This window comes from Pseudoalteromonas sp. SR43-2, from assembly GCF_014163885.1.
Taxonomy (GTDB): domain Bacteria; phylum Pseudomonadota; class Gammaproteobacteria; order Enterobacterales; family Alteromonadaceae; genus Pseudoalteromonas; species Pseudoalteromonas distincta.
On record NZ_JACJED010000019.1, the window covers coordinates 89,693 to 102,423 of the forward strand.

Consider the following 12,731-nt stretch of genomic DNA (forward strand, 5'->3'; position numbering starts at 1 on the left):
TTTTGTTAGTTAATGGGCAGCTTACAACTGCCAATCAACAAAATTTTGTAATAAACGTGCGCCAACTTTTGCGCTGCGCTCTGGGTGAAATTGCATGCCTGCGTAATTGTCTTTAGCAACAATGGCTGAAAAGGTTTGACCATATTCGCCGCTCACTAGTGTGGCGTCGTTTACGGTGTGCGCAAAGCTGTGAACAAAATACACTTGCTCATCAAGCGTCAGCCCCTTAGTTAATGCATGCTCTTTGTTAACGCTTAAGTTATTCCAACCCATATGCGGCGACGTTAAATTGCCTACATCAAGCGCTTTTACTTGCCCTGGTATTTTACCTAGGCACTGTACGTTACCTTCTTCGGTGCTTTCGCACAGTAACTGCATACCTAAACAAATACCCATAAGCGGGCGCTGGTATTCATTTATAGCTTGTTGCCAGCCGTTATCTACTAGGCGTTTCATAGCAACCGACGCGTGACCTACACCTGGCAATATAGCGCGCTCAAAACCCGCTAATTGCTCTGGTGAAGTAATTACTGTTGGCGTTTGACCTAAGCGTTCAAACGCAAAGCGCACTGAATTTATATTGGCACAACCGGTATTAATTATGGCAATCATAAACATCCCTTAGAGCTGGCTGTTTGTTGGGTCGTGTCTTGTGCTACGGCCATACGAAGTGCGCGTGAAAACGCTTTAAATAAGCCTTCTACTTGGTGATGACAGTTACCGTCGCTTACTGATAAAATAAGGCTAATAGCGGCATTATCACTTAAGCTTTTGAAAAAGTGCTCAACCATTTGCACGTCTAAGTCGCCTGCTTTTTCGCGGCTAAAGTTAGCGTTTAATACAAATGATGCACGGCCCGATAAATCAATTTGTGCTTCAGCTTTACACTCGTCCATAGGGAGCGCAAAACCATAGCGTGCAATTTGCGATTTAGTGCCAAGGGCTTGTTTAAGTGCGACACCAAGAGCAATACCAATGTCTTCAACAAGGTGGTGCTCGTCTATGTGTAAATCGCCTTTGGCTTTAATGTTTAAACCAATGTTTGCGTGGGTGCGAATTTGATCAAGCATGTGATCAAAAAAGCCAAGTCCGGTGTCTATGCTGCCATTTTTAGTTTGATCTAAGTTTATGGCTACATCAATTTGGGTTTCTTTAGTGTTGCGTGTAACACGACCTTCGCGGTTTGCGGTAGTCAATTTTGTCACTATCGCACTCCAATCGCCGTCGTATAAAATACCTTCACAACATAAGTTTTGAGCAAGGCCAATATCGGTCTGGCGATCGCCAATAACAAAAGAGCGCGCTAAGTCTACTTTGCCAGAGCGCATAAGCTCGGTAAGTAAGCCCGTTTTAGGTTTACGGCAATCACAGTTTTGCTCATCAAAGTGTGGGCAAATTAATACTTCGTCAAAGCTAATGCCTTGGCTTTGCATTATGTCCATCATTTTGTCTTGTGCTATGTCAAAATCAGCAGTAGGAAAGCTATCTGTGCCTAAACCATCTTGGTTAGACACCATTACTAAACGGTAACCTGCGGCTTGTAATTGTAATAACGCAGGAATAACACCAGGTAAAAATGCTAGCTTTTCAAGGCTATCTACCTGTTTGTCGGTAATTGGCTCTTCAATAATAGTGCCGTCGCGGTCTATAAATAAATAGGGGTTACTCATGATACTTCGTTTCCTGCTAAAGATGCTGCGGTAGCCGGCGTTTGTAAGCCATCTAACCAAATTTTTACTTGTTCAAGTTCTTGCTCACTACCAATTGAAATTCGTAGCCAGTCGTCTTCACCGTATAGTGTAAAAGCGCGCATAACCAAACCTTGCTCAAGTGCAATTTTAAAGTAGTTTTTATCGGCTAATTTTAAAGTAACAAAGTTACCTTCACCAGTGAGAATTTTTAATGCAGCAGGGGAGGCGTTTAGCCAATCTACCAACTTAACTTTTAAGCTATTTAAAATAGTAACTTGGCGGCGCATTGATGTAATTGCATCGGGTGCAATTGCTTGCGCTGCAATACTTGCTACAACACCAGATACCGGATACGGCGCAATGACTTTACGAATTGGTGCTAGTGTTGCTGCTTGTGCAAGCGTAAAGCCCGTTCTGAGCCCCGCTAGCGCAAAGGCTTTAGAAAGCGTGCGCAGAACCACCACATTACTAAACTCATTAATAAGTTTAGTCGCGCTTTGCTCTGGGCAAAATTCTATATAGGCTTCGTCAACAATAACTAATGCTTTACCTGCAAGTGCTGTTGCAATCGCTTTCACTTTATCAAGTGGCGTTAGGCTGCCCGTTGGATTATTTGGGTTACAAATAAATACCAGTTTTGAGCTGCCAACAGCTGCAACTATTTCGTCAGCACTGCCATTTAATAATAATTCTTGTGTAAGCGCGTTAATACCAACGTTGTGTGTATCGGCGGTAACTTTGTACATACCGTAGGTTGGTAAAAATAGCGCAATACTATCTTTAGCTGGCTCACAGTATGTGCGCACTAAAAGCTCAATGCCTTCATCTGCGCCGCGCGTCATTAATACATTTTCGCTTTCAAGCTCTGTATAAGCTGCATACCTGTCAATAACCAGTTGCGGTTGTGGGTCGGGATAGCGATTTAAATCCTCAATACTCAGTTCAAGATTTTTAGCATACGGGCTTTCGTTAGCATTTAGCCACGTAGTACCGGTTAGCTTTTCACTTTTTGCAGAGCTGTATGCAGCAAGGACTGCAATATTTTTAGGTAATAAGCTAGACGCTTGTGCGCTCTCATTGCTCATTTTTAATTGCCTCTAAACGAATTGAAACCGCATTAGCGTGGGCATCAAGGCCTTCTGCATCTGCAAGTGGTAAAATTGCTTTTGAAAGCTGCGTTAAACCACTTTTAGTAATTGTTTGCACTGTGTATGTACGGAAAAAATCAAGCAAGTTTAAACTCGAGTAAGTTGCACTATAACCATATGTTGGTAACACGTGGTTAGTACCCGATGCGTAATCGCCTGCAGATTCTGGTGTGTAGTCACCTACAAATACTGAGCCTGCATTTTTAACTTTGTCTAGGTAAGGTGTTGCATCGCCTAGTTGTAAAATTAAGTGCTCTGGGCCGTATTGCGCCGATACGTCAAATGCTTGCTCAATTGAATCAACCAAAATAAGTGAAGAATTAGTGAGCGCTTGCTCGGCTGTTTCTTTGCGGCTCAAATTAGCTAACTGGCGTGTAAGTGCCTGCTGAGTTTGTTCTATAATACTTTCGCTGTTACATAGTAAAATAACTTGCGAGTCTGCGCCGTGCTCTGCTTGTGAGAGTAAGTCGGCGGCTATAAATTCTGGGTTTGCACGTTCATCTGCAATAACTAATACTTCAGAAGGACCTGCTGGCATATCAATTGCCATACCTGGGATAGTTTGCGCAACGAGCTGTTTAGCCATTGTTACGAAGCTATTACCTGGGCCAAAAATTTTGTTTACTTTAGGAACTGATTCGGTGCCATAAGCCATTGCTGCAATTGCGCCTGCGCCACCACTTTCTATCAAAGTACTAATGCCACATAACTTAGCTGCATATAAAATAGCAGGGTTAATTGCTTTATCACCCTGTACCGGCGTAGCAAGTACAACGGTTTTAGCGCCGCTTAACTGTGCTAATACACCTTGCATAATAACCGACGATGGCAGTGGAGCACTGCCACCGGGTACATATATACCGACTGCTTCGATGGCTTGATATTTCAGTTCACATACAACGCCTGGTTGGGTTGATAATTTAATATCTTTTGGCAACTGCGCTTCGTGAAAACGTTTAACATTTACATAAGCGGTGTCAATTGCGTATTTAAGCTCAGCACTTAGTGCTTGCTCAGATGCGTTAATTTCATCTAGCGGTACGCGCAAACGTGGGTTAGCTCTATTATCAAACTCTTTGGCCATGCTAAGTAAGGCCTCATCGCCTTGCTCTTTTACATTAGCTAAAATTGTTTTGCATATTGCTTCAACCTTTGCGCTTACAGAAACTGCAGGGCGCATTAGCGCCGCTGCTTGTACTTGTGAAGATTCCTCATTCCAACGAAGCATGGTACTTACTCCATCATTTTTTCAATTGGCATAACTAAAATAGAGTTAGCGCCTAGGGCTTTTAACTGCTCCATTGTTTCCCAAAATAATGTTTCGCTGCTTACCATGTGCAGTGCTACGTATTCTTCATTACCCGCAAGGGCAAGTAGAGTCGGTTGACCAGAACCAGGTAAAATTTCACAAATTTCATCAAGTTTGTTTTTTGGTGCGTGTAGCATGATGTATTTGCTTTCTTTAGCTTGTCTAACACCACGTAGGCGCGGCATAAGCTTATTGATTAGTGCTAGTTTGTCAGCGTCTTGCAGATCTTTATTTTGAATTAAACATGCGTTTGATTCTAAAATTGTATCACCTTGAATTAAGCCGTTAGCTTCAAGTGTTGCGCCAGTAGATACTAAATCACAAATTGCATCAGATAAACCTGCACGTGGTGCTACTTCAACAGAGCCAGTAAGCATTACTGTACTTGCGTTGATGCCTTCGCGCTTTAACCACTGAGTTAAAATTTCTGGGTAGGTAGTTGCAATACGTTTACCTTCAAACCAGCTCTTATCGCGAGCGCCTAGCTCTTGTGGCCATGCAAGAGCAAGACGACAGTAACCAAAATCTAGTTTTGAAAGTTTGTTTACTTCGCTTGGAACACCTTGGCGTTCACGTTCTGCTTGAACTTCTACTAGTACGTTTTCGCCAACAATACCTAAATCACATACACCGTCCATTACTAAACCAGGAATATCGTCATCGCGCACACGTAGTACGTCAATTGGCATATTAGTTGAGTGTGCAATTAAGCGTTGTTCACGAAGGTTAAGTTTAACACCTAACTGTTTTAACAGATCTTGACAATCTTTAGATAGGCGGCCGCCTTTTTGGATGGCGATACGTAGACGATTTGTGTTACTCATTATTCATTTTCCTTTAATTTAAAAACTAAAAACCCCGAGGGGAACCTCAGGGCGAAAATGAATCAATGTTTTTTGAATCGCCAGAGGTTCCTTTTAGGAATAACCTCTCAGCGAAAGACCTGACAGGTTATTCCGGTGAATGGTGGTGATGATGTACTGTTGTCAGGTTTAAGCGCATTTTTTATCCTATGTAACTGCTCGTTGTTATAGTAACGTTCAGTTGTTATCTGTTTAAATAAATTTCGCATTCATAAAAACATAAACAGCGATATTATGGCAAGTTTTTTTTAGCTTAATTAAAGCATATCTTATAACTGTCGATAATATTAAGAAGGAAAGTGCAATTTTTGCATATATTTGTTTGTTTATTAGCCAAACCAAGCGTTTAGATAATTTAACAGTAAACTAAGGAAGTGTGTATGGATATCATGATTCCTTACTTAGGAAGAATAACCAGGCTAGAAGTTGAGTCAAAAAGTGCTTTTCATATTGCGGGTGTGCAAAGTGGATCGGCCGCTGAAAAAGTGGAGCTAGAGAATAAAAAAAGGCGTGAGTTACAAAAAAAGAAAAAGCTCAATATGCTTGACGACCAAAATAGTAAAAAAAAGTCTAACGTAGATGATGACGAAAACTCCCATTTAGATACATGGGCTTGATAATACCAATTTTACTAAATACATAAGCAATTAACTAAAAAGGCCCTTGCGGGCCTTTTTACTATGTATTTTGCTTATGCCAATTAGCTTAAACTCTTAAGCAGATAGGCATTAGTATTGGTTTTTGCTTTTAAATATATAAAAGCTAAATATAGCGAACACGCATACCTGAGCTACAATACCTTGCCATGTTGACTTAATACCAAGCCATGCTATTTCAAAGCTCATTGGTAGCGGGGCAATACCTATTATATCGGCCTCTTGTAATGCAATAACGGCTTTGCCCATAAGCACAAACGAGAGTGCGAATAATAGGTAAGTGGTAATTGCAAAAAACTTAGCAACCGGTAATTTAATTGAGTACTTAATTAATACCCACGTAATAATAGCCAGTATTGCTACAGCTATCGCAAAACCCGATGCAATAGATGAATATTGAGCAGGCGAGCTTTGCGTTAATAAAGACTGATAAAACAATACGGTTTCGAATACTTCTCGGTACACGGCAATAAAAGAAAGCCCCGCTAATCCCCAAAGTGTTCCCGACTCAAGACGCTTATTTATATTGTCTTTTATATATTTTTGCCATTGTTGCGCACTTGTTTTACTGTGCATCCATACGCCAACATACAGTAAGATTACAGCGGCAAACAATGCACCAGCACCTTCCATAACTTCGCGACTTGCACCACTTATTTCTATTAATGTTTGCGCAGCAGCCCATGTTAAGCCACCGGCAATAAGTGCTGTTACCCAGCCAACATGTACGTATTTAAGCGCATCTTGACGTTTCGTTTTAATAAGCACAGTCATAAGGGCAATAATAACTAAGAGTGCCTCTAAGCCTTCTCGCAGTAATATTATTAAACTAGCAGAAAGTAGAGCGCCATCAGTTAGCTTGGTTTCGTTTAGCATGCTATCTGCTTTAGCGAGTTGTGTTAGTGCGGCATTTACTTTTTCGGCAACGACGGCTGTATCTTTTTCGTTTTTGAATATTTGGCGTAGGTTCATCAGTTGTACTTCGATGTTTTTACGCAGTGTTTCGTCGTAGGCATTTAAGTTGTTTTCAACAAGCTCAAAGCCATCTAAGTATGCGCTAATTGCTAAATCACTTGCTTGTGAGTAATTGCCTTTAGCATGCGCAGCTTGCGCTGCAAGTAACTGCGTGCGAGTAACTGTTATCGGATTTTTTTTAGCGCTAAATAATTGCTCTGGATTACCACGAAGCCATTTAACGTAATGTGCTTGTGCTTCACTTTGACCTACCGATAATTGTGCAGGGTTTAGGTTTACAATCTGCGAAGCGGTAATGTTTTGTTCTACATTTTGTGGTTTTTGAACATCTTTAAATGCCAAGCTACCTACATAAAAAGCTAAAGACCATCGTTGTTGTTCATTAAATTGGGTAAAAGCAACCATAGGCGTGTCGTCAATGCCGTTACTTACAGCGTCAAATAACCCCATTAATGAGCGGTTTGTTGCGCGTTCTTCATCGGTAAAGTTGGTAGGCTCTGGCGATAAATTTTTTGCAAGCGGGCCGTCGCCTTGACCACTAGGGCCGTGACACATTGAGCAGTTAGTAGCAAAAAGCGCTTTAGTTTGCTCAACCGGAAGCAGCGATGTAGGTAATGATAGTTGTGGCATAAAGGTAAGCAGCGACTCACGAAGCGCTGAGCTTGCTGCACGTACATTTGCAACACTCGCTTTATTAGCAATCGCTGTATGCAGTGCTTTAGCTTGTGCCTTTACTGTATCAAACTCATTGGTTTGGCTTGATAGCTGTCCAGCTTGCTCAATAATGACGTGCGAAAATTCAGTCATTTCTTGATATTCGTCAGGGTCTAGTATTTCACCATTTCCAACAGCTGCCACGTAATCTACACCTACATACTCTGCAAGCTGTGCAATTTGTTTTATTTTTGTTTGCTCATTAGGTGAGGCCGACACATTAAAGCTTGCCATAGCCATTATAAAAAGCACAAAAAAACAATGAAATTGTCGTTTGCCCAGAGAGACCAAATTTAAAAACACGTGAGAATTATTTTTGGACATTGAAAAGCCCTACAGAGGAAAAGCCAAAATTATAATTGTTTTCATTTGCATTTCAAGCGGATTAATTTAAACAAAGAAGATAAATAAAAAGGATAACAATTTATAAAACTTTAAAGTGTTTTTGTAACACGTGAGTAACAGTAACCAAGTGATTTATATAATAACTTGGTTACTGAGTTGATTGCTCACAAAGCATTTATTACTTTGCTTGCTCAGCTGACTTAATGCTGCTTTGAATAAGCGGCGAAATAGTTAAGCCTTGTACAATAATAGAAAATATAACCACAACGTAGGTAACAATAACGATTAGGTTATGTAGGTCAGAGCCGCCTACAAAAACTTGCTCGCGTGGGATTGCTGCCGCCATTGCCAGTGCAAGACCACCGCGTAGCCCACCCCAGGTTAAAATTTTAACACTGTGTTTATCGTAACTTCTAAAGCGTTTAAAGATAACAAAGGGTGCGCCTACGCTAATAAAGCGTGCTAGTAATACTGCAGGTACCATTAGTAAGCCTAAGCCAATTTCACCAAGCGTGATTGGCATCGTCACTATAAGCATACCTATTATTAAAAACAGTAGGGCATTTAAAAAGCTATCGGTTGCATGCCAAAAATCTTTTACGTAACGAGTGTCTTCAGGCCCCGTGCGCTCAGTTGCTTTAGTACGAGTAATGTTACCCATTAATATGCCGCTTGTTACCATGGCAAGTGCGCCTGATATTTCCCAAATATTTGCAGCAGCAAAACCTGCGGTAGGAATAGTTAAGGTTATCAATAAGCGAATGTTTACATCGCGGCTGTTAATAATTAAAAAGTGGCCAACCAAAGCAATAACCAAACCAAACGCAATGCCGCCTAGGGCGTCTACAAAAAAGAGTTCTGCTATATCGCCAAATTGTGCATCGGTGCCATAAAAAGCAACCGAAAAAATGGTCGTAAATATTACTAAACCAATACCGTCGTTAAATAGCGACTCACCTTCTACTTGAACTGAGATTCCTTCTGGCGCTCGCATTTGTTTAATAATAGCAAGTACAGCAATAGGGTCGGTTGGGCTAATAAGCGCGCCAAATAATAAACAGTATATAAACGGTACATCAAAGCCAAATAAGGCAAATAGATAAAAACTTAAATAACCAACTATAAAAGTGGAAGCAATAGTAGAAAATAGCACTAGTGCGGTTATTTCCCAGCGCTGTTTACGAAGCGCCATAAGGTTAATTTCCAATGCGCCAGCATAAAGTAAAAATCCGAGCATACCTTTGAGTAATAACTCGTTAAAGTTAATACTGGAAACAATTTGGGTCATGGCTAACGCATTTTGATCGCCTAATAATTTAACGGCAAAAATCAATAATAAAGAAATAACAACTGAGCCTGTAGTAATGGCAATTGTAGTTTGCATTTTGAGGATATATTGGTTTGCAAAAGCAATAAAAATTGCAATGGCAGAGAGAAAACAAATGAGATACCAAGCATTCATTGGCTAACCTTACTATTTTTTTAACGACACACGAAAAAGAGGATTATAAACCCGCGTATGGTACTCCTGTAATATTTCAGAGTCACAGTTTTTATGCCTAAATATAGCTTTTAATACGGATTATTTTTAGTAAGAGTTAATAGAAAATTAGGCTTTGTAAATATTGTCATTATTAAATTAAATGCACGTTATAAATACACAGTGTATTGTAAAATCGAATGATTAATCTCACTATTAAAGTGCGTATTAATTCGTAAAGTAAAAGTGGGTTTTGTAATTACTTGCCCTTAATGCTTTGCTTACGTAAAATCCCGCTATTATTTATTTTAAAGTGATTGGTATTATCAAACAGCTGTTTAGTGCAACCGGGCCTTTAGCGTTATCTTTAGATGGGTATACGCCTCGACAACCACAAATTGATATGGCAGTAGCTGTTGCGGATGCATTAAAAAACAGTTCGCAATTAGTTGTTGAAGCAGGCACGGGTACGGGTAAAACATTTGCATATTTAGCCCCTGCACTTAAGTCAAAAGGGCGCACGATAATATCAACAGGTTCTAAAGCTCTACAAGAGCAGCTTTATCACCGAGATTTACCGCAACTAGTTAAAGCTTTAAGTGCTTCAAAAAAAACCGCCTTATTAAAAGGGCGCGCCAATTACCTATGCACCTACCGACTTAATCAACATGTTGCACATGTACCTACTGACGACTCTGACGTAATGCATCAACTAGCTATGGTAGCTAAGTTTGCAAGCGAAACACAATCGGGCGATTTAGCTGATTGTATAGGTATAGAAGATGATGCCAAAGTACTGCCTTATGTAAATTCAACAGCCGATAATTGTTTAGGTAAAGACTGTCCAGATTTTCAAAGCTGTTATATACGCAAAGCACGTTTAACTGCGGCCGATGCCGATGTGGTTGTAATTAATCACCATTTGTTTTTTGCTGATATGGCTGTAAAAGAAAGTGGCTTTGCTGAACTTATGCCAAAAGCTGATGCTTATATATTTGATGAAGCCCATCAGTTAAGCGAAATTGCCAGCGATTACTTTGGTGAAAGTGTTAGCACTAAAAAGTTGGTAGATTTAATTAATGATTTACGTGCTATTTATAGAGCTGAAATTCCCGATATGCTGCAACTTGGTAAAAGCTTAAACAAGCTTGAGACAAGCGTTGCTGATTTACGTTTACAATTTGGTGTTGATGGCAGCCGTGGCGATTGGCGAGAAAAACTAAGCGATAAACAAATTTGCGCGGCGCTCCATCGTGTGATCAGTGATTTAGATTTTGTTTACCAAGTACTTAAACTTTGCATAGATAGAAGCGACAAAATTGAGCATCCATTTGAACGTGCACTTGCGTTTAAAGGGCAGTTAGAGCGGGTTTTTGATACAGCCCAAACCGGCTTTAGTTATTGGTATGAAACAACGCGCCGTTATTTAACAATTAATATAACGCCATTGAATGTATCAGCTAAGTTTGCTCAAATGATGCAAGACACGGGCGCAGGATTTGTATTCACTTCTGCCACACTTTCGGTTGATAACAAACTAGAGCATTTTAATGCAAGCCTAGGTTTGAAACCAAAACAAAGTATGATGGTAGATAGCCCATTTGATTACCCTAATCAGGCGCTGCTGTGTTTACCTCGCTACTTACCCGAATCGCACGCTGATAATATGCCACATGCAATTGTAAAACTAACGCTTGAGCTTATAAAATCAGCACAAGGGCGTTGTTTTGTGTTATTTACTAGCTATCGAATGATGCACTTAGTGGCCGAAGGGCTAACTACACAAATAGACTACCCAGTTTATATGCAAGGGCAAATGTCTAAGCGTATAATTTTAGAGAAATTTACTCGCCATGGTAATGCGGTATTACTCGGCACGGCTTCTTTTTGGGAAGGTGTTGATGTACGCGGCAGTACATTAAGCTGTGTTATTATAGACAAATTGCCATTTGCAGCCCCTGACGATCCATTGCTACAAGCTAAAATGCAAGATTGCCAAATGCAGGGAAAAGACCCTTTTTCACACATACAATTACCGCAGGCTGTTATTGCGCTAAAGCAAGGTGTAGGGCGTTTAATTCGAGATAGTAAAGACAAAGGCGTACTTGTAATATGCGATAATCGCTTAGTTACACGCCAATATGGCCAAGTATTTTTGAAAAGCTTACCACCGATGCGCCGCACGCGAAGCTTAGAAGATGCCAATACATTTTTAAAACAAATTAATTAGAGTACTAAAATGATCAAAAGTAATATCCTTGCCCTTGATGCTTCAACTGAAGCACTTTCAATTGTTTTACATTACCAGGGCCAAACGTTTCATCATTTTGAAGAGTGTCCGCAGCAGCACAGCCAAAAAATACTTCCACTTGTGGATGAACTGTTAACTAAAGCAAACTGTAAATTAAAAGATTTAGACGTAATTGGTTTTGGCCAAGGGCCAGGTAGTTTCACCGGTGTACGTATTAGTGTTGCTATAGCGCAAGGTTTAGCGTATTCAACTAATTTGCCGCTTGTTGGTGTGTCTACACTGGCAACTATGGCTCAACAAACATTTGAACAAAATGGCAGCCTGAGTGTTTATCCAAGTATAGATGCGCGTATGGGTGAGATATACTTTGCACATTACCAAGCGCAAAATAATCTAATGCTTTTAGTTAACCAAGAATGCGTTATAAAACCTGATTTACTAAACAATGAGTATATAGCAACCACTGAGCCATCTGTAGCAGTGGGCACAGGTTTTAAAACCTATCCTGATGCGCTTAATGACTTTGAAAACGTGACAATTAATACTGATATTACATTGCCTGATGCACGTTATATGTTAGCGCATGTTGAAGCCGCGTTTTTAGCGGGTGACGTTGTAAAAGCGAGTGACGCTCAACCTAAATATGTGCGCGATACGGTAACGTGGAAAAAGCTACCAGGACGTGAGTAATCATATTATTTGCAAATTGGTTGTTTTTAAATCATAATTTTATGCATTATTAAGGTTGGAGACGCGTAATGACGCTGCCTATTGGTTCAGGTTTTTTTACCGGAGATATTCCGGGTAGGGTTAGCTCTACCAAAGTTGTTACTAATAAACCACAGGGCTTATTAGACCAACCGGCTGCTAAAAAAACGAATACCGATTATGTAAAAAGCAGTGTCGAGGGTGTTGAACTGGCTAATCAGCTGTTTAAAAGCAGTGCTAAAAGCAATGAATACAGCCAAACAATTTACGACCAACCGACAGCTCAAGTAAGCAAAGCGATTTCTACTTATACTGAATTTGCTAATTTAGAACGCAGAGCAGAAGTACAAAATTTAATAGGCGTTGATATATACGCTTAAAGTGCATTACCGCGCTTTACTTGAATATAGCTATAAGATTTAATAAAAAGCCCGAACATGTGTTCGGGCTTTTTGTGTTCAAAACCATGTCTCGTCCTGAAATATGTTTACACATATAGGACTTATTATGACCAAGTCAAATAATACACCGATCAAACGAACACAACGAGATTATTCATTAGGCTTTAAATTACAAGTTGTCGACGCTGTA

At 40.1% G+C, this 12,731-nt stretch carries 11 protein-coding genes; 4 read left to right on the top strand and 7 right to left on the bottom strand.

From position 1 onward, the window contains the following. Positions 1–21: 21 nt before the first annotated feature. The 5 genes from hisH to hisG are packed head-to-tail and all read right to left on the bottom strand — an operon-like array spanning position 22 to position 4,972. Positions 22–612, bottom strand: a complete 591-nt coding sequence (hisH, locus tag H5120_RS15545) for an imidazole glycerol phosphate synthase subunit HisH (protein ID WP_002960265.1) — start codon at positions 610–612, stop codon at positions 22–24. Next, positions 609–1,670 (bottom strand): bifunctional histidinol-phosphatase/imidazoleglycerol-phosphate dehydratase HisB, encoded by a 1,062-nt coding sequence (gene hisB, locus H5120_RS15550; RefSeq protein WP_008138596.1) that lies wholly within the window; start codon positions 1,668–1,670, stop codon positions 609–611. The genes hisH and hisB overlap by 4 nt, the downstream gene beginning before the upstream one ends. Next, the gene (hisC, locus tag H5120_RS15555) at positions 1,667–2,776 is read right to left on the bottom strand and encodes a histidinol-phosphate transaminase (RefSeq protein ID WP_182675449.1); all 1,110 of its coding nucleotides are present in this window, start codon (positions 2,774–2,776) and stop codon (positions 1,667–1,669) included. Before hisC ends, hisB begins: the two co-directional genes overlap by 4 nt. Further along, positions 2,766–4,067 carry a histidinol dehydrogenase gene (gene hisD / locus H5120_RS15560; protein WP_182675450.1) on the bottom strand — a complete coding sequence of 434 codons (1,302 nt, stop codon included), beginning with the start codon at positions 4,065–4,067 and terminating at the stop codon, positions 2,766–2,768. The genes hisC and hisD overlap by 11 nt, the downstream gene beginning before the upstream one ends. Before the next feature lie 5 nt (positions 4,068–4,072). Beyond that, on the bottom strand, positions 4,073–4,972 hold the full coding sequence (gene hisG, locus H5120_RS15565; RefSeq protein ID WP_002960257.1) for an ATP phosphoribosyltransferase: 900 nt from the start codon (positions 4,970–4,972) through the stop codon (positions 4,073–4,075). 419 nt (positions 4,973–5,391) lie between these two features. On the opposite strand from hisG, the gene H5120_RS15570 reads away from it, so the two are divergent. Beyond that, a complete protein-coding gene (locus tag H5120_RS15570) occupies positions 5,392–5,628 on the top strand; it encodes a hypothetical protein (RefSeq protein ID WP_149603697.1) in 237 nt (78 codons plus the stop codon). A gap of 111 nt (positions 5,629–5,739) precedes the next feature. On the opposite strand, the gene H5120_RS15575 is transcribed toward H5120_RS15570, so the two are convergent. Together H5120_RS15575 and H5120_RS15580 are read right to left on the bottom strand one after the other, a co-directional pair. Then, positions 5,740–7,596: a cytochrome c/FTR1 family iron permease gene (locus H5120_RS15575; protein ID WP_182675454.1), complete on the bottom strand. Its 1,857-nt coding sequence runs from the start codon at positions 7,594–7,596 to the stop codon at positions 5,740–5,742. Positions 7,597–7,879: 283 nt separating this feature from the next. Then, positions 7,880–9,163 carry a sodium:proton antiporter gene (locus H5120_RS15580; protein WP_182675451.1) on the bottom strand — a complete coding sequence of 428 codons (1,284 nt, stop codon included), beginning with the start codon at positions 9,161–9,163 and terminating at the stop codon, positions 7,880–7,882. Positions 9,164–9,494: 331 nt separating this feature from the next. Here H5120_RS15580 and H5120_RS15585 point away from each other — a divergent pair, with 331 nt between their 5' ends. The 3 genes from H5120_RS15585 (at position 9,495) to H5120_RS15595 (ending at position 12,520) form a co-directional block, all read left to right on the top strand. After that, the gene (locus H5120_RS15585; RefSeq protein ID WP_182675452.1) at positions 9,495–11,411 is read left to right on the top strand and encodes an ATP-dependent DNA helicase; all 1,917 of its coding nucleotides are present in this window, start codon (positions 9,495–9,497) and stop codon (positions 11,409–11,411) included. Positions 11,412–11,420: 9 nt separating this feature from the next. Beyond that, positions 11,421–12,122 (top strand): tRNA (adenosine(37)-N6)-threonylcarbamoyltransferase complex dimerization subunit type 1 TsaB, encoded by a 702-nt coding sequence (tsaB, locus tag H5120_RS15590; RefSeq protein WP_182672377.1) that lies wholly within the window; start codon positions 11,421–11,423, stop codon positions 12,120–12,122. 68 nt (positions 12,123–12,190) lie between these two features. Continuing rightward, positions 12,191–12,520 (top strand): hypothetical protein, encoded by a 330-nt coding sequence (locus H5120_RS15595; protein ID WP_182672376.1) that lies wholly within the window; start codon positions 12,191–12,193, stop codon positions 12,518–12,520. Positions 12,521–12,731 lie beyond the last annotated feature (211 nt).